Raw genomic sequence first — 17,498 nt, 5'->3', positions numbered from 1 at the left:
GGGTGGTCGGGGCTCAGCTGGCCGCGAGCTCGGGGGGTGGCTCGGAGGGACGGCGCTCGGCGAGGCCCGCCATGCCCCAGCGGACGGCGGCGGTGCCGAGGTGGCCGAGCGGCCGTGCGACGAGGGACGACGCGGCCTCGGGCAGCGGGATGCCGAGCATCGAGCGGGCCCAGCCGGGCAGGAGCGAGACGCCACCCGAGGCCAGCGTGCCGTAGCCGGCGCGGGCGTAGAACGGCAGCGGTGGCTCGAGCAGCAGGAAGCGGGCGGCCTCGCGGGCCGCATCGGTCGCCTCGAGCTCGGGACGGTAGGCCGCGAGAGCCTCGGCGAGCCCGGCCGCGGTGGTCGGCGGGTCGATGACCCCGAGCCGCACGGCGGGGATGCCGGTCTGCTCGACGTAGCGGTCGGCCTCGTCGTCGGTGAGCGGCTCGGCGCCGAAGGTCTGGTGGGCGCGCAGGAACGAGTCGATCTCGGCGAGGTGCACCCACCTCAGCAGGTGCGGGTCGCTGGCGCGGTATTCACGGCCGAGCGGGTCGCGCCCGCGCACTCGCTCGTGGATGGACCGCACCAGGGCGATGGCCTCCTCGGCGTGCTCGATGGTGCCGAAGGTCGTCGTGGCGAGGTAGTGGCTCGTGCGCTGGAGCCGGCCCCACGGGTCGCTCTTGTAGCCACTGTGGCCGGCGACACCGGCCATGGCGAGCGGGTGCAGCGACTGGAGCAGCAGCGAGGCGACCCCGGCGGGGAACATCGAGGCGTCGGCGTGGACCCGCCAGATCGGGTCGGCCGGCGTGAACCAGCGCTCGCCCTCGGCGCCCCAGATGCGCTGGGCCCGAGCCGGGGCGTCGTCACCGGCCACCTTGGAGCGCAGCATCCTGCCCAGCTGGCGCTGCACCAGCCGTGGACCCGCAGTGAGACTCATGGACAGCAACGTAAGCGCGACCGGTGACGGTGGAGAAGAATCTGTCGAGGGTTGGGGCCGTCGGCGCCGTCACATCACCGGACGTCACGCCAGGGCGATGCGGATGCCTGCCCTGGGCTTGCGCTTGACGACGATGGAGACGAAGGCCGCGGCCGCGTCGCCCAACCGGGCGAGGCGGTACTTCGCGCCGATCGCCCGCTTCACCGCGGCGACCTCCTCGGGGGCGCGCACGACCCGGGCCGTGCCGTGGTGCATCGGTGCGCCGTCGGGCACCGTGCCCCGCATGTCGCAGGGGCGCAGCTCGACCCTGCTCGTGTGGGCGAGGCGCTTCGTCTTGCCCACGCCGTCGACGGTGATGACGACGAGCTCGTCACCGTCACGGGCGACCCACACCGGCGTCGCCACCGGCTCACCGGTGCGGCGGAAGGTCGTCAGCGACACGTAGCGGTGGGCGGCAACGGCGTCGAGGTCGTCGCGTCGGGAGTCGGGGGGCAGGGAGTCCACGTCGTCACCCTAAGCCGCGAATCGGCATACAACGGCGTGTCGCGCGTGTATCGGGCGCGGCTCCTCGCAACACTGAAGAGCAGAAGACTTCGGCGGCTGGCCCGTTGTGGTACGTGAACCGCCAAGGAGCCCGGACTCGCATCGCGAGCCGGGCTCCATCGCGTTCAGGCCACGGGGTTCAGGCCGGGGTCAGGGCCTCGGCCACGAAGGCGCCCCAGGCGCGGGCCCGGACGATCTCGTCGTGGGACAGCGGTCCGTCCTTGCCGCCGACCCAGAAGCTCTCGCCTCGCTTGGCCAGCTCGAATCCCTTGCGGCGCAGTGCGATCGCGGCCTGCTTGGCGGCCGAGCCGGGCATCATGCGCACGTGCACACGGGTGTCGAAGGTGTGCACCGGGAGGTCGGCGCGAGGCTCGCTCGCGTCGATCCACTCCCGGATGCCGATGCGGGGCGTGCCCGTCGCGCCCTGACGCACCGCATCGGCGCGGGTCGACTCGCGCGACATGGAGAACGCGTGGGTCGGGCCGCCGATCAGCAGCATGGTCACGTCGTCGGGCAGCCGCGACGGCGCCTCCGCGACGGGGACGACGGCCACCTCCGTGCCCGGCGGATGGTGCGCACCCTCGCGCCGCACACCCTCTGCGATCGCCTCCGCGATGGCCTCGGTGTTGCCGAACATGGACTCGTAGACGACGAGAACGCTCATGTCGATCCCTCCAGACCCATTGTCGCGCCGTCCGGGCCTCCTGGGGCCGGATCGTGATGCACGAGACGCCGCTCGGCGGAGCGTCGGGCGTGAGGTGTCACTCGTCCTGGAAGGCGCGCACCTCCACCTGGCCGGCGCAGGCTGCCGAGCCCTCGGTCGCGATCGCCAGAGCGGCGGGGAGGTCGTCGGCCTCGATGACCCAGAAGCCGCCGAGCCACTCGCGGGCCTCCGAGAACGGCCCGTCGGTGACGGTGGGGGAGTCGCCGGTCGCGTCGACGACCTTGGCCTCGGCCCGTTCGACGAGACCACCCGCAAAGACCCACTGGCCGCGCTCCTGCAGCTGGGCGTTGAAGCGGTCGACGGCCGCGAAGATGGCCGGGATCTCGTCCTCGGACGGCATCGGGTCATCGGCACGGTGGTGGACGGAGAGCATGAACTGGGTCATCGGGGGGTGCTCCTGTGTGTCGGTGCTGGGTGGGTGCTGGGTCGGTGCAGCGGTCGGTGGTGGTGCGATCTCTCGGCGACCGTCGGCCGCCTGACACCACCGCGTCGATCGACGCGGCGACATCTCGACACGTCGGCGCCGAGATCCTGACGCGCCCCGCCCGGTGACGGCAAGGCCCCGGTGACGACCGTGGTCGCCGCCGGGGCCTCGCAGGGTGCCGCGGATCAGATCGTCGTCAGACCCGGGCGCCGTCGCCGGGGCCGCCGGGGCGCTCGCCGTAGTAGTCGCTGAGGCGCCCGCGGTACTCATCGTTGAAGGTGTTGTCGGTGTCGTCGACGCGGTCCTCGTCGCGCAGCTCGGGCGAGTCCTTGATCTCGTCCTTCGTGCGGTCGACGTAGACATCCTTCTCGTCCCAGTCGACGCGCTCGATCGTGCCGGCGGGCAGGAGCACCTTGCGCCCGAAGATCCACGGGCCGGTGTCGACGACGACGTAACTGTCGTCGACCTCACGGGTGGCGGCGTCGATCTTGCCGATGTGCCCGTCGGTGGCGTGGACCTTGAAGCCGGCCAGGTCGTCCTGACGGGACGAGACGTCGGTGCCCTCACGGTAGTTCCAGGCGTCGAAGTCGTTGTGCGACATGGGGTTCCTCTCCATTGGGGATGACCTTGCAGCGTTGCTCCTACCCGCCGCCCCGGTGGTCCTAACGTTCCCGTTCGTCACCAGTTGCCTTCTGGCTGATGGGCGTTCGGTCGTCAGGTGACGGGGAGGTGCTCCCTGAGGAACTGCTCGGTCGTGCTCCACGCGAGCGCGGAGGCGCCGGCGTCGTGCCACGGCATGTCGTCGTTGTCGAAGGCGTGGTCGGCGCCGTCGTAGGTCTCGAAGACCGTCGCCGGCTGCCGGGTCAACGACTCCTCGATGGCCCGCACCGTCGCGGTGTCGATGAAGGAGTCGGCGAGGCCGAAGTGGTGCAGGCTGGGGGCTGAGACCGTCATCGCCGCGTGCAGCCCGGGCAGCGCCGAGCCGTAGTAGGAGACGAGGGCCTCGACGGGCGTCTGCGCCTCGGCCTCGAGCCGGGCGGCGACGTTGAAGCCGAGCCCGCCGCCGAAGCAGAAGCCGACGACCCCCACCCCGGCGTCGACGGCGTCGTGGCCGCGCAGCCACTGCACGCTCGCAGCCCCGTCGCGCACGGCCGCGTCCCAGTCGAGGCGCTGGACCAGGCCCATGCCCTGCTGCAGCGCGTCCTCGCCCTCGATGGGTGCGGCGACCCCCAGCCGCCAGAAGACCTCCGGCGCCACCACGACGTAGCCGAGCGCGGCGAGCTTCTCGCCCCGTCGTTGCACGTAGGAGCTGACCCCGAAGATCTCCTGCAGCAGCACGATGCCCGGTCCCTGACCGGAGGGGGGCAGCCAGAGGTGGGCCGGCATGTCGCCGGCGTCGGTCGGGACCGTGACAGATGCGCTCATGGGCCCATCCTGCTGCAGCCGGGGCCTGCGTGTCAGAGGTGCTCCTCGGACGGTGCGCGCCTGCACGGGGCGCCCGAGGTGACCGGTGGGACCGCGACCGGACGTCCGCGAAACCACAAACTCACAAAAACGGGTGCCCGTATCCATTTACTTCAGACCACATCAGTGGTTTCATGATCTCACTGGGCCGGTCGCGGGCGCCGCCCAGCGAAGTCGAGTAGACACACCCTGAGGACGAAGGAGTCCCATGTACGCAGCGGAGCGGCAACAGCGGATCATCGCCCAGGCACGTCGTGCCGGCCGGGTGGAAGTCGCTGCGCTCGCTGACGTGCTCGGGGTCGCCGCCGAGACCGTGCGCCGCGACCTGACGGCTCTCGAGCGCCGCGGATCGCTGCGCCGGGTGCACGGTGGCGCGATCCCCGTGGAGCGGCTCGAGATCGAGCCCACGCTCGCCACCCGCACCGGTCGCCTCACCGAGGTCAAGCGCCGCATCGCCGCCCGCGCCCTCGACGAGCTGCCCAACGGAGGCAGCATCATCCTCGACGCCGGCAGCACGACCCAGGCGGTCGCCGAGCTGCTGCCCCCCGACATCGACCTCACCGTGCTCACCAACAGCCTCGCCGCGGCGACCGTGCTCGCGTCACACCCCGGCATCCGGCTCTATCTGCTCGGCGGGCGGGTGCGCGGCACGACCGGTGCCGCCGTCGGCGACTGGGCCACCGGCGCGCTCGCCGACATCGTCGTCGACGTCGCCCTCGTCGGCACCAACGGGCTGTCCGTCTCGCGCGGCCTGACCACCCCCGACCAGTCGGAGGCGCTCGTCAAGCGCGCCATGGTCGGTGCCGCCCGCAAGTGTGTGGTCCTCACCGACTCGAGCAAGACCGGTGACGACCACCTGCACCGATTCGCCCAGCTCGCCGACATCGACGTCGTCATCACCGACATCGACATCGACGATGACGTCGCCGCCGAGATCCGCTCGGCCGGACCGGAAGTGGTGACCGCATGATCGTCACGCTCACGCCCAACCCCAGCATCGACCGGGCAGTGCTCATCGAGGCCCTGCGCCGCGGTGAGGTGCACCGGGCGACCGGCAGCCGGATCGACCCGGGAGGCAAGGGGGTCAACGTCTCTCGCGCCCTCGCGGCCCAGGGCGCCGACACCGTCGCGGTCCTGCCGAGCGGCGGGCCCGAGGGCCACCTGCTCGACGAGCTGCTCGACAGCGCCGGAGTCGCGCACGCGAGCGTGCCCGTCTCCGGCACCGTCCGCATGAACATCAGCGTCCTCGAGCCCGACGGCACGACGACCAAGCTCAACGAGCCGGGCCCCACCCTCTCCGAGGCCGAGGTCGCGATGCTGCTCGACACGACCCTCGAGCGCTCCACCGCCGCCGGCTGGGTCGTCGGCTGCGGCAGCCTCCCGCCGGGAGCTCCCACGGAGCTGTATGCCGTGCTCGTCCGTCGGGTGCGCGAGCGCGGCGGGCGTGTGGCCATCGACTCCTCCGGGGCGTCCTTCGCGGCCGCCGTCGCGGCGACCCCGCACCTCATCAAGCCCAACCACGAGGAGCTCGCCGAGCTCGTCGGACACGACCTGCCCACGCTGCGCGACGTGCGCGACGCCGCCCGTGAGCTCGTCTCGGCCGGCATCGAGGTCGTCGCGGTCAGCCTCGGCGGCGACGGAGCCCTCGTCATCACCGACGACGTCTGCGCGCACGCCATCGCGCCGATCTCGGCCCCCCTCTCGACCGTGGGCGCCGGCGACTGCATGCTCGCCGGGCTGCTCCACGGGCTGTCGACCGGTCACGAGCCGGCCGACGCCCTCGTCACCGGTGTGACGTGGGGCTCCGCGGCGGTCACCCTGCCCGGCAGCCGCGTCCCCTCACCCGCTGACCTCGACGGCATCCGCGCCGAGCTGACCCTCGACCCCGACCTGTCGCGCGCGATCCGCTGACCCGCTCCGCCCGCCACCCGGCATACCAACTGCCCACCAACTGCCCCCAACTGCATTGAACCCCAACACGATCCGAACCGACCCGGCTCTGTGATCCTCCCGAAAGGAACCCACATGTCCCTCATCACCGAAGAGCAGGTCGTCCTCGACCTCACCGGTGCCGACCGCCACGAGGCGACGCGACTGCTCGGCGAGCGACTCGTCGCCTCGGGCCGTTGCACCGACCTCGACACCTTCATCGCCGACGTGCGCAAGCGCGAGGAGACGATGGCGACCGGGCTCCCCGGAGGCATCGGCATCCCGCACGCCCGCAGCACCGCGATCACCGAGCCGTCTCTCGTCTTCGGCCGCTCGGCCGACGGCATCGACTGGGGGGCCAAGGACGGCCCGGCCAACCTCATCTTCCTCATCGCGGCCCCCGAGGGCGGCGGCGACGCGCACATGCAGATGCTGCCCAAGCTCGCCCGCGCCCTCATGAAGAAGGACTTCAAGGCCGCCCTGGCCGCCGCGACGACCGAGGCCGAGGTCGTGCGCATCGTCAGCGCCGAGGTCGAGCTCGACCAGCCGGCCGCCGCGCCGGCCGCTGCGGCTGCCGCAGCGCCAGCCGGCGCCGACGCAACCGGTGGTGCCGCACCCGCTGCCGCAGCGGCGGCCGCAGCCCCGGCCGCAACCGCGGCTCCCGTCGCGGAGGCTCCGCGGGTGCTCAACCTCGTCGGGGTCACCTCGTGCCCCACGGGCATCGCGCACACCTACATGGCCGCTGAGGGCCTCGAGGCCGCCGCCAAGGCCGCCGGCCACACGATCAAGGTCGAGACGCAGGGGTCGGCCGGCTCGTCGCCGCTCTCCGCAGCCGAGATCGCCGCGGCCGACGCCGTGATCTTCGCGCACGACCTGCCCGTCAAGGACGCCGGTCGCTTCGCCGGCAAGCCGATCGTCGACGTGGGTGTCAAGAAGGGCATCTCCGACGGACCCGCGCTCGTCGCCCAGGCGGCCGCCCTGGCCGACGAGTGGCGTGCCGACCCGAGCAAGGCCGCGGCGGCCACCGCCGCCACATCCGGCGCCTCCGGTGGCCTCGTCTCCAAGGTCGAGGCCGGAGCGAGCACGGGCACCAAGATCCGCCAGTGGCTGATGACCGGCGTCTCCTACATGATCCCGTTCGTCGCCGCCGGCGGCATCCTCATCGCCCTGTCCTTCATGCTCGCCCAGGTCGCCCTCGGCGAGCAGGGCGCGATCGAGATCGTCAAGTACAACCTGACCTCGGCAGACCAGTACAACATCGCCCAGAACTTCAGCGCCTTGAGCCTGACCTCCTGGGCCGGTCTGCTCTTCGTCATCGGCGGGGCGGCGTTCGGCTTCCTCGTGCCGATCCTCTCGGGCTTCATCGCCTTCGCGATCGCCGACCGCCCCGGGCTCGTCCCGGGCATCGTCGGCGGTTTCATCGCCTCGACGATGGGCGCCGGCTTCCTCGGCGGTCTCGCCACCGGCTTCATCGCCGGTTTCGCCGCCCGGTGGATCTCGGGCTGGAAGGTGGCCAAGGGCGTGCGCGGCGTCATGCCGGTGGTGGTCATCCCGCTGCTGTCGACCTTCATCACCGCAGGCCTCTTCATCACCGTGCTGGGTCGTCCGATCAAGGCGCTCAGCGACGCCCTGACGACCGGCCTCAACAACATGAGCGGTTCGAGCGCCCTGCTCCTCGGTGTCGTCCTCGGCGCGATGATGGGCTTCGACCTCGGCGGTCCGGTCAACAAGGCGGCGTACTTCTTCGCCACGGCGGGGTTGGCCACGGCCGGCACTGCAGCCGACGCGCCCCAGCTGAAGATCATGGCCGCCGTCATGGCTGCCGGCATGGTCGCCCCGTTGGCCATGGCCCTCGCCACGACGGTCCGCCCCGGCCTCTTCTCCGAGCCCGAGCGCGAGAACGGCAAGGCGGCCTGGCTCCTCGGCGCCTCGTTCATCTCGGAGGGGGCTATCCCGTTCGCCGCGGCCGACCCGGTGCGCATCATGACCTCGTCGGTGATCGGCTCGGCCATCACCGGCGGCCTGGTGATGCTCTTCGGCTCGACGCTGCGGGCACCGCACGGAGGCATCTGGGTGCTGCCGCTCATCGGCAGCTTCCTGCTCTTCCTGCTCGCCCTGGTCATCGGCGTCGTCGTGATGACGACGATCGTCGTCGCCCTCAAGTCGCGAGACACGCACCTTGCCGAGATCGACGCGACCGCTACGGTCTGATCAGGGCAACGCCTGACGCAGCACCCATCAGACGCACGAACCGCATCCAACGAAGGAGCCGTCCCATGGCAACCCGCACCGTCACCATCGCCTCGTCGGTGGGCCTGCACGCCCGACCGGCTGCCCTCTTCGTCGAGGCCGCGAGCAACACCGGCCTCGACGTCGAGATCGCCAAGCCGGGTGACGACCCCGTCGACGCGACGAGCATCCTCGGTGTCATGGCCCTCGGGGCCAAGCACGGCGAGGAGGTCGTGCTGACCGCCGAGGGTGAGGGCGCCGACGAGGCTCTCGACTCGCTCGTCGCGCTGCTCTCGCGCGACCTCGACGCGGAGTAAGGACGTGGCCACGACGGAGCCGGGCACCCCGTCCGGAGCGGAGTCGGGAGTGGGCTCGGCTGCGGGCTCGGGAGCCGGCGCCGAGACCCGCCAGGGCATCGGCGTCAGCCCGGGCACGGCATACGGCCCGGTGGTGCAGGTCGCGCCACCGGTCCGTCCGCCCGCCGACGAGGCTGCGGTCGAGGACCAGGAGGCGGCGCTCGTCGACGTCAGGGCCGCGTTCGAGGCTGTCGCGGTGTCCCTCGAGGAGCGGGCCACCCGTGTCGAGGACACCGCGCAGCAGATCCTCAAGGCGACCGCCCTCATCGCCCGCGACAAGGGCCTGATCAAGGCCTCGGCCAAGCAGCTCGCTGCCGGCAAGGGCCGCGCCAACGCCATCTCGGGGGCCGTCGAGGAGTATGCCGCGCAGTTCGAGGCGCTCGGCGGCTACTTCGCCGAGCGGGTGGCCGACCTGCGTGACGTCGGCTCCCGGGCCGTCGCCGCGGTGCTCGGCGTGCCCGCGCCCGGCGTGCCGCACTTCACCGAGCCGAGCGTCGTCGTCGCGGAGGACCTCGCTCCTGCCGAGACCGCGACGCTCGACCGCGCCCTCGTCGTCGGCATCATCACCGAGGCGGGTGGTCGCACCAGCCACACCGCGATCCTCGCCGCGCAGATGGGCATCCCGGCGGTCGTGCAGGTCGCCGGCGCCACCGGCATCGAGGCAGGCACGCACGTGGCGCTCGACGGTGACACCGGTGAGGTGACGATCGAGCCCGACCTCGAGCTCGTCGAGCAGCAGCAGGCCCGCGCGGCCCGCCGCAAGGAAGCCCTCGGACAGCTCTCCGGGGCCGGCATGACGAGCGACGGCCTCGCCGTCGCCCTGCTCGCCAACATCGGCGGCGTCGACGACGCCGTCGCCGCGGGCGCGCTCGACCTCGAGGGCGTGGGCCTCTTCCGCACGGAGTTCGTCTACCTCTCGGCCACCAAGGCGCCGACGGTCGAGGAGCAGACGCAGATCTATCGCGACGTCTTCGCTCCCTTCGAGGGGCGCCGCGTCGTGGTGCGCACGCTCGACGCGGGCGCCGACAAACCGCTGAAGTTCGCCGATCTCGGGCCGGAGGAGAACCCCGCGCTCGGCCGGCGTGGCCTGCGGCTCTCGGCCGAGCGGCCCGACCTGCTCGATGCCCAGCTCGAGGCGCTCGCCATCGCGGCCAAGGAGACCGGCGCCGACGTGCGCGTCATGGCCCCCATGGTCGCCACGGCCGAGGAGGCGGCCTGGTTCTCCCGCCGCGTGCGTGAGAACGGTCTGCCCAAGGCCGGCGTCATGATCGAGGTGCCCGGGGCTGCGCTCCGGGCCCGGCACGTGCTCGGTGAGGTCGACTTCGGCTCGCTCGGCACCAACGACCTGGCGCAGTACACCATGGCGGCCGACCGCATGCAGGGCGCGCTGTCCGACCTGCTCGACCCGTGGCAGCCGGCCGTGCTCGACGTCGTGGGCCTGGCCTGCGAGGGCGCGAGGAGTGTCGAGCGCCCGATCGGCGTCTGCGGTGAGTCCGCAGGTGACCCACTGCTGGCGCTCGTGCTCGTCGGTCTCGGCGTGACGAGCTTGTCGATGGCGCCGAGCAAGGTGCCGGTCGTCAGGCTGGCCCTCTCGCTGCACAGCGTGGCCGAGTGCCAGCGTCTGGCGGAGGTGGCGCGCGAGTCCCGCACCGCCGTCGACGCCCTGACCGCCGTGCGCGAGGCCGCGAGCACCGAGCTCACCGACCTGCTCTGAGGCGCCGACGCGCCGACCACCCTCCGGATCGAGGTGATGCCGCCACCCACGGGGGTGGCGGCATCACCTCGATCGGGGGGAGACCATTTCACGGCGGGGCATGACCTCCCCCGATGCGCCCCGTTGGCTACCATTCGTCCACAGTCTCCTCACGTGGGGAGATCACGGACGTCGCGGGGAGACGGACATGACCGAGAGCGCTCACGCCCACCCACCGGAGGGCGACCGACGGCCAGGCCCGTCGCGTCGACTCGTCGCCCAGGGAGTCGCCTGGTCGGTGCCCGCAATCGCACTCTCTGCAGCAGCCCCGGCGTATGCCGCCAGCTCGGACATCGCGGTCGCCGTCGTCTCGTCGTGCATCTCCGGCGGCAGCCGCAACGGCAGCTTCACCGTGACGGCAGACTTCATCGCTCTCGGCGCCGAGCTGCAGATCGTCCTCACGCACTCCGGCTCGGGGTCGTTCTCGGCAGTGCCCAACTTCGCGCACACCGGCACGGGCACGACCTACGTCGTGACCGGCACGGGAGGGCCCTCCGTCGGGCAGATCGCCGTGCAGCTGACCGCTGGACAGAACGGCACCAGCGTCGTGACGGCCAACGTCAGCGCGCCGGGCGGTGCCACGACGGGCGACACCGAGGCGCAGATCCGCGTCACGCGCACCGGCAACAGCAACAACTACAGCTGCAGCGCGCTCTGACCTCGGCGGGCCGTGCCCTCGGCACGGCACTCACTGCACGGCCCACGCCAGCCACCGAGACCCACCCGGACCGGCACTTAGGCCGGCACCCGGACCAGCAGAGGGTGGGCCGTTCGGTGGGCCCGGCCGATCGGGTATGTAGCTGCACATGGTGCGCACTCCTGTCCTCGCTGACCTCGGTCACGAGCGTTTCGTCTCTCTGACGACCTTCCGCCGCTCCGGCGAGCCCGTCCCCACCCCCGTCTGGGTTCTCTCGGACGGCAAGGGCCTCGTCGTGAGCACTCCTTCCGACGCCGCCAAGCTGAAGCGCATCCGCAACGACCCGCAGGTGACCCTGCAGGCGTGTGACCGCCGCGGCAAGGTCGACCCCGAGGCGCCCGTCGTCGAGGGGTCCGCCCACATCATCAACGACTCGGCCGCGTCCGAGGCGGTCAGCCGCAGGCTCCTGGGCAAGTACGGCCTCGAGTTCCGCATCTTCACCGCCGTCGAGTGGGTGCTGCGGCGGGGCAACAGCGAGCGCGTCGTCCTGCGCATCACGCCGACCACCTGACGGTGATGCTCGACCGGCACGCTCGGCCGTTGGGTATGGGCCGAGCATGGAGCGAGCGACGATGAGTGCAGGGGCGACCCGGGTGGCACTCGACGATGTGCGCAACGCGCCGTCCTTGCTCGCGGGGATGAGGGCCATCGAGGGCCTGTCCGACGCGGCTGCAGCCGAGCCCGAGACCGCAGAGACCGTGCGGGTGCTGCTCGCGGCGATCCTCGACCCCACCGACCAGCTGGCGGCCATCGGCGCCGTGCTGGCGCTCGGCGGCGTGCGCCACGAGCGCTCCGGATCGGCGCTCATCACAGTGCTCCGCGAAGGGCCCTCCTACCTGCGAGACCACGCCACCTGGGCGCTCGGCGGGTGCGAGATGCTCCCCAACGCTCTACCCCTGCTCGTCTCAGCCGTCATCGAGGGCGACTTCCGCGGCATGCTGGCCCAGCGCACCCTCGAGTCCTGGGCCCTGCGCCACCCCGACGACGTCCGTGTCATGGTGGCCCGGGGTCTGGCCACCACCACCGTCACGGCCGCACGTTCACGTCTCGTCGAGACGCTCGGCCTCGTGCCCGGCGACGCCACCCAGTCGCTGTTGCGGGCCGTCGCGCTCGGCGACCTCGAGGACCAGACGACGCGTGCCACGGCGATCGCCGCGCTCGGCGACCCGCCGCCGACCCGCGAGCGGCGCGAGCAGGGCTTCACGCCGTCGGCGTCGACGCTCAGCGTGCTCACCATGCTCGCCGCCCAGCCCGGCGCCCTGTCGCCGGTGGCCCAGCTCGCGCTCGACGACCTGCGTGCCGTGGCCGAGCCGAGGTCGACGACGCGTCCCGAGGGCGACCGCACCGTGGCCCAGCTCTTCCTGCACGCCGACATCGACGGCGCGCTGACGCACGCCGGGCGCGGCGACACCGGCGGCATCGCCACGCTGCTCGTGCACCTCGGTGACGCCCTCCTGCGGGCCGAGCCGTCCGTATGCCGGGTGCTGACGCTCTCGCGCGGCCGCTCGGCTGCCGCCCTGACCGCCCTCGCAAACGTCGAGGAGCCGGGTCACCACTATCTCTCGGTGCCGCTGTGGGGGCAGTCCCCGCAGGCGGCACGCGCCTGGCCGCTCTGGGTGGCAGCGCGTCGTGGCATCCGCCGAGCCCTGCGGGTCGCCGGGCAGGTCGACGCCCTGCACCTCCGGATGGCCGACGTCGGCTCGCTCGCGGCGGCCTCGGCGGCGCATGAGCTCGGCGTGCCGCTGGTGCTCACGCTGGCGCCCGACCCCCACGCTCTCGTCGCATCGCGCGAAGGCTCGGGGGAGCTGACCCGCGCCACCATCGGCGACGCCGACGAGGTCGAGCACCTCGTCTTCCGTGACAGCCTGCTGCGCCAGCTGGCCCGGCGGGCCGACCACGTCGTCGTCTTCCCCCGTGCCGACCTCGAGCGCGACCTGCGCGACCTGCTCGGCATCGACGTCGACGACGAGCAGTTGCGTCTCTCTGTCGTGCCAGAGGGCATCAACCTGCCCGCGCTCGACGCCGGGCTCCGGCACGCGTCGCCCGACGCCGGCCGAGACACCGACACCGACAGCGCCCGTGGCGTCGAGGGCACGTCGGCCCCCGAGCCCTCGGCCCTGGGCGAGCTCGACACCCTGCTCGACACCCTTCCGGCCGAGCGGCGAGGGCTGCCGCTCGCCATCTCCGTCGGCCGGCTGCACCCCGTCAAGGGCATGGCGACCCTCGTCCAGGCCTGGGCCTCGAGGCCCGACCTCTCCTCCCGCTGCAACCTGCTCGTCGTCGGCGGCGACCTCGACGAGCCCAATGACGACGAGCGGGGCCAGCTCGACCTCATCGGCTCCGTCGTGCCGATCGGCTCCGCAGCCTCGACCGGACTCCTTCTCGCCGGCCACCGCCCCAATGCGACCGTGACGACGTGGCTCGCCGCGACCCGGCACGGTCGCGGCGATGCAGCGGCGGCTCGCGGCATCTACGTCTCTGCCAGCCTCAAGGAGGAGTTCGGCATCGCCATCCTCGAGGCGATGGCGGCCGGGCTCGTCGTCGTGGCCCCCGGCAACGGGGGACCGGCGACCTACGTGACGAGTGGCGAGTCCGGCGTGCTCGCCGACACGGCGTCGGTCGAGGCCCTGGCCGCCGCCGTGGTGGCCGCCCTCGACCTCGCCGCATCGCCCGAGGCCGACTCAACCGCAGAGCGCACGATGGCCACCGTCCGTGACCGCTTCGGCATCGACACGATGGCCACCACGCTGGCGGGGGTCTATGAGCAGGTGGCCACCGCACGGCATACGGCTCAGGCTGGGGGCAAGGCGTCGTGACGCTGCTCGTCATCAGCCCCGACTACGCTTCCCACCTCTACCCGCTCGCGACCCTGGGCACGGCGTGGCACGACGCGGGTGAGCAGGTCGTCGTCGCGACGGGGCCGGCGACGGCCGGGATCGTGCGCGACTTCGGCTTCGAGCGCGTCGACCTGCGGCTGGGCCGAGGCTCCAACCCCGGTGTCATCCGTGCCGAGGACCAGCCCCAGGGTGAGGACGACTCGCTCCGGGGCTTTTTCGACGCCACCCGCCGAGGCGCCGTCGAGACGCTTGCCTTCCAGGCAGAGGCGCGGGGCGACGACCTGCTCTGGGACCCCGTGACGGTGGCGCGTGACGTGCAGCGCATCGTCGCCGAGGTGCAGCCCGACCAGGTCATCGTCGACCACCTCGCCTTCAGCGCCCGCCTGGCCCTCATCAGCGCGGGGGTGCACCACGCTGATGTCGTGCTCGGACACCCGTCAGCGCTGACCGTGGGCGACGAGGTCTATGGCTACCCGCCGGCCTTCCCGACGGCGATCGTCCCCGACCGCGACGCCCTCGCAGACCTGCACCGCCTCTGTGCCGGAGTGCGCGACTCCTTCACGGCGCAGTGGAACCGGGCGCTGGAGGTGCTGGCGCCGGGGTCTGCTCCGAGTGCCGATGCCTTCGCCGAGACCGGTGACGTCGTGCTGCTCAACTACCCCGGTGAGCTGCATGACCCCGCCCGCACCGCCCTGCTCCCGCCGCACGCGTTCATCGGCTCGGCCGTGCGCACCGAGGCTCGCGACGAGCAGGTCGAGACGTGGCTCTGTGAGAGCACGGAGCCGATCGCCTACGTCAGCCTCGGCAGCTTCCTCTCCGTGCGCTCCGATGTGCTCGCCACGGTGGCAGCGGCGTTGCGAGACATGGACATCCGCGTCGCCTTCGCCCTCGGCTCCACCCGACGTGAGGACCTCGGAGAGCTGCCCTCATCGTGGTTGGTGCGCGAGACGCTGCCGCAGGTGCGGCTGCTCGGACGGTCGGCGCTCGCGGTCACGCACGGTGGCAACAACAGTGTCACCGAGGCCCTCACGGCCGCTGTGCCGCTCCTGGTGCTGCCGCTCTCGACCGACCAGTTCGCCGGCGCCGCAGCGATCGAGCAGGCCGGCATCGGGGAGGCGCTCGATCCCAACGCCGCGACCGCCGAGGAGATCGCTGCCGCAGCCGGCCGGCTCCTCGCACTCGACGGCGCGAGCCGCGCTCGTCTCGAGCGTCTCGGTGCCGACCTCGTGCGCACTCCGGGCGCGCAGCGTGCCCGCTCCCTGCTCACCGGCACGTCCGTCTGACAACGCAACCCGGCGGCATACGGTGTGGGCCGTATGCCGCCGGGCTGGGTCGTCACGTGTCGTTCAGACACGCGCAGGGGTGCTCCGGAGCGCGCGAGCCTGCTGCATCTGCTGGTGCAGCTCGGTGAGGCGTGCGTCATAGAGGCGGGCACGGGCTGCGAGCCGGTCGTGGTCGGCGCCGTTGCGGCGGAGCAGCCAGACGAACACAGCGACCGCCATCAACACGGTGCCCTCGAGCGCCCACAGGAGCATGAATCCGTCTGAAGCAGAGCCGATCCCGGCCAGGTAGACGGCCCCCAGGCCGACGAGGAGCACGACCACCGCGACCGCGCCGGCGCCGATCCGGCGAGCGGTGCGACGGTTGGAGGCGGCGAGTGCCTGCTGGACGTAGGCGCGCTCCTCGCGGACGCGGTCGATGCGCAGGTGGACGGGTGCGGGGAAGCGGTGGGTCTCACCCTTCGCCGTGAAGAAGCCACCCGGGGTGTAGTCCCACGGGGAGTCGTAGCGTCCTGCGTTGCTGGTGAACATGGTCTTTCCCTTTGGTGTCAGACGGATTCAGGAGTCCGAGGCGGACCGCAGCCGCGACCCGAGGGCGCCGGCGGCGACGACGAGCGCGGCCGCGACGAGGACGATGTCCTTGAGGACGTACTGCCCCAGGAGCGAGGGGCCGTCCGGGAAGAGCTCGTCGGTGAAGAGGACGAGCGGCGAGAGGATGCCGGCGAAGGCGCCCGCCAGGACGACGAGCCCGAGACGCACGAACTTGCCGGTGACCAGCGTGAGTCCAATGAACGTCTCGAGGAGGGCGGTCATGAGGACCGCTGACTCGCCGCCGATGAGGCCGAAGGTGAGCCGGTCGATCGTCGCGGCGGCGATGTCCTCGGCGGGGCTGAGACCCGGGAAGAACTTGAGGACGCCGAAGCCGAGGAAGACGAGACCGAGGCTGATCCGCAGGAAGCCGACGCTGTAACGGTTGAGCAGGCTCTGCAGGAGGCCGAGTGCGCGGTCGAAGGTGGCGATCACGCCGGTGGGCCGCGACGTGGTGACGTCGGTGCCGGGGCGGTCGAGGGTGAGCTGTGACATGGGTGAATCTCCTTGGGTGTGAGGTGCATCGACCCAAAGAGCGATCGGCAGTGCATCCGGATACCGCGGAGTCCGGGATTGAGTCGACCTACTCAGCCGAAGTGTCCGAATGTGTGCGGAATCCGCACGGAATCAGACGTGGCCGAGTCAGACCCGGATGCGACCGGTTCGGGACATGGCCGCTCGACAAGAAGGTCAGCCGGGTACGCGACTCCTACCGGCGGGCGTGTCGAGAAGTGGGCACTCGACGAGAAGGTCAGTCGAGTGCGCACGTGTCCACCCGGCATACTTCCGTCAGCTGCTCTGACGCGCAGCCTTCTTCGCGGCCATCTCCTCGCGGCGCGCGACGAAGCGCGAGGCCTCGTCGTCGAGCGCGGCCACGGCTGCGGCGAGCTCCTCGCGGGCCTTCTCGCCCTCGGCGTCGAGCCCCTCGAGCTCCCAGACGCCCCACTGGCGCAGCAGCGGAGCGACGATGTCGTCGTGGTGGATGCGCAGGTCGTAGATGCCGGCCATCGCCATCTGCACCGCCTTGCGGCCGAAGCCGGGGATGATCGCGCCGGGCATCTGGAAGTCGACCACCTCGTCGGTGATCGCCCGCATGGTCTGGCTCGGGGTGAGCTCGAGCGCCGCCTGCACGATGTTGCGGTAGAAGATCATGTGCAGGTTCTCGTCCTTGGCGACCCGCGTCAGCAGCTTCTCGGCGATCGGCTCCTCCGTGTAGCGGCCGGTGTTGCGGTGTGAGACGCGCGTCGCGAGCTCCTGGAAGGAGACGTAGGCGCAGACGTTGAGCAGCGGCTTGTCGCCGGAGTCGTAGCCGGTCTCCATCGTCTCCATGCGCGCGCGCTCGAGCTCGTCGGGGTCGACGCCTCGCGTGACGAGGAGGTAGTCGCGGATGCAGAAGGCGTGCCGGCCCTCCTCGGCCGTCCAGCGGTTGACCCACGTGCCCCAGGCGCTGTCGCGACCGAAGGCCCGCTCGACCTCGCGGTGGTAGCTCGGCAGGTTGTCCTCGGTGAGCAGGTTGACCTCGAGGGCGGTGCGCGCGATCGGCGACAGCGGCGACTGCTCCACCGACCAGGGCTCGCCGCCGAGCTCGAAGAAGTCACGGCCCTGCGACCACGGCACGTACTCGTGCGGCATCCACTCCTGGGCCGCCGCGAGGTGCCGGTTGAGGTTGTCCTCCACCGTCGGCTCGAGGGCGGCGAGCAGTTGGGCGCTGTCGAGTGTGGCCATGGGTCCTCCTCGGTGGGGGGAGCGCGGCGCCGC

General features: G+C 71.9%; 18 protein-coding genes. 9 read left to right on the top strand and 9 right to left on the bottom strand.

Annotation, left to right across the window (positions count from 1 at the left end; all coding sequences use genetic code 11):
• Nucleotides 1–13 precede the first annotated feature (13 nt).
• From LG278_RS20655 to LG278_RS20630, 6 genes are all read right to left on the bottom strand, one after another.
• Entirely contained in the window at nt 14–916 is a 903-nt protein-coding gene (locus LG278_RS20655) for an oxygenase MpaB family protein (protein ID WP_404389601.1), read from the bottom strand.
• Between the two features lie 84 nt (nt 917–1,000).
• Entirely contained in the window at nt 1,001–1,420 is a 420-nt protein-coding gene (locus tag LG278_RS20650; RefSeq protein WP_404389599.1) for a PPOX class F420-dependent oxidoreductase, read from the bottom strand.
• Between the two features lie 178 nt (nt 1,421–1,598).
• On the bottom strand, nt 1,599–2,123 hold the full coding sequence (locus tag LG278_RS20645; protein WP_404389597.1) for a flavodoxin family protein: 525 nt from the start codon (nt 2,121–2,123) through the stop codon (nt 1,599–1,601).
• Between the two features lie 97 nt (nt 2,124–2,220).
• On the bottom strand, nt 2,221–2,568 hold the full coding sequence (locus LG278_RS20640; RefSeq protein ID WP_404389595.1) for a YciI family protein: 348 nt from the start codon (nt 2,566–2,568) through the stop codon (nt 2,221–2,223).
• A gap of 235 nt (nt 2,569–2,803) precedes the next feature.
• A complete protein-coding gene (locus LG278_RS20635) occupies nt 2,804–3,208 on the bottom strand; it encodes a PRC-barrel domain containing protein (RefSeq protein ID WP_404389593.1) in 405 nt (134 codons plus the stop codon).
• A 113-nt stretch (nt 3,209–3,321) separates the two neighbouring features.
• A complete protein-coding gene (locus tag LG278_RS20630) occupies nt 3,322–4,032 on the bottom strand; it encodes a dienelactone hydrolase family protein (RefSeq protein WP_404389591.1) in 711 nt (236 codons plus the stop codon).
• A 247-nt stretch (nt 4,033–4,279) separates the two neighbouring features.
• On the opposite strand from LG278_RS20630, the gene LG278_RS20625 reads away from it, so the two are divergent.
• From LG278_RS20625 to LG278_RS20585, 9 genes are all read left to right on the top strand, one after another.
• On the top strand, nt 4,280–5,041 hold the full coding sequence (locus LG278_RS20625; RefSeq protein WP_404389589.1) for a DeoR/GlpR family DNA-binding transcription regulator: 762 nt from the start codon (nt 4,280–4,282) through the stop codon (nt 5,039–5,041).
• A complete protein-coding gene (gene pfkB / locus LG278_RS20620; RefSeq protein ID WP_404389587.1) occupies nt 5,038–5,982 on the top strand; it encodes a 1-phosphofructokinase in 945 nt (314 codons plus the stop codon). The genes LG278_RS20625 and pfkB overlap by 4 nt, the downstream gene beginning before the upstream one ends.
• Before the next feature lie 114 nt (nt 5,983–6,096).
• A complete protein-coding gene (locus LG278_RS20615; protein WP_404389585.1) occupies nt 6,097–8,211 on the top strand; it encodes a fructose-specific PTS transporter subunit EIIC in 2,115 nt (704 codons plus the stop codon).
• 65 nt (nt 8,212–8,276) lie between these two features.
• The gene (locus LG278_RS20610) at nt 8,277–8,546 is read left to right on the top strand and encodes an HPr family phosphocarrier protein (protein ID WP_404389583.1); all 270 of its coding nucleotides are present in this window, start codon (nt 8,277–8,279) and stop codon (nt 8,544–8,546) included.
• Between the two features lie 49 nt (nt 8,547–8,595).
• Nucleotides 8,596–10,299, top strand: coding sequence for a phosphoenolpyruvate--protein phosphotransferase (ptsP, locus tag LG278_RS20605; RefSeq protein WP_404393732.1), 1,704 nt, complete (start codon nt 8,596–8,598; stop codon nt 10,297–10,299).
• A gap of 187 nt (nt 10,300–10,486) precedes the next feature.
• The gene (locus LG278_RS20600) at nt 10,487–10,996 is read left to right on the top strand and encodes a hypothetical protein (RefSeq protein WP_404389581.1); all 510 of its coding nucleotides are present in this window, start codon (nt 10,487–10,489) and stop codon (nt 10,994–10,996) included.
• Between the two features lie 148 nt (nt 10,997–11,144).
• Nucleotides 11,145–11,546 (top strand): PPOX class F420-dependent oxidoreductase, encoded by a 402-nt coding sequence (locus tag LG278_RS20595; RefSeq protein WP_404389579.1) that lies wholly within the window; start codon nt 11,145–11,147, stop codon nt 11,544–11,546.
• Nucleotides 11,547–11,592: 46 nt separating this feature from the next.
• Nucleotides 11,593–13,851 carry a glycosyltransferase gene (locus LG278_RS20590; RefSeq protein ID WP_404389577.1) on the top strand — a complete coding sequence of 753 codons (2,259 nt, stop codon included), beginning with the start codon at nt 11,593–11,595 and terminating at the stop codon, nt 13,849–13,851.
• A complete protein-coding gene (locus tag LG278_RS20585) occupies nt 13,848–15,155 on the top strand; it encodes a nucleotide disphospho-sugar-binding domain-containing protein (RefSeq protein ID WP_404389575.1) in 1,308 nt (435 codons plus the stop codon). The genes LG278_RS20590 and LG278_RS20585 overlap by 4 nt, the downstream gene beginning before the upstream one ends.
• A gap of 63 nt (nt 15,156–15,218) precedes the next feature.
• Here LG278_RS20585 and LG278_RS20580 read toward each other — a convergent pair whose 3' ends face one another.
• The 3 genes from LG278_RS20580 to LG278_RS20570 all read right to left on the bottom strand — a co-directional run bounded on the left by LG278_RS20580 (nt 15,219) and on the right by LG278_RS20570 (nt 17,465).
• Nucleotides 15,219–15,683: a hypothetical protein gene (locus tag LG278_RS20580; RefSeq protein WP_404389573.1), complete on the bottom strand. Its 465-nt coding sequence runs from the start codon at nt 15,681–15,683 to the stop codon at nt 15,219–15,221.
• Nucleotides 15,684–15,710: 27 nt separating this feature from the next.
• The gene (locus LG278_RS20575) at nt 15,711–16,235 is read right to left on the bottom strand and encodes a DoxX family membrane protein (protein ID WP_404389571.1); all 525 of its coding nucleotides are present in this window, start codon (nt 16,233–16,235) and stop codon (nt 15,711–15,713) included.
• A 294-nt stretch (nt 16,236–16,529) separates the two neighbouring features.
• A complete protein-coding gene (locus tag LG278_RS20570; RefSeq protein WP_404389569.1) occupies nt 16,530–17,465 on the bottom strand; it encodes an acyl-ACP desaturase in 936 nt (311 codons plus the stop codon).
• Nucleotides 17,466–17,498: the final 33 nt, after the last annotated feature.

The organism is Humibacillus xanthopallidus (assembly GCF_044793955.1).
In the GTDB taxonomy this organism is placed as follows: domain Bacteria; phylum Actinomycetota; class Actinomycetes; order Actinomycetales; family Dermatophilaceae; genus Humibacillus; species Humibacillus xanthopallidus_C.
The sequence above is the reverse complement of the archived record's forward strand: the minus strand, read 5'-3'. Positions and strand labels throughout refer to the sequence as shown.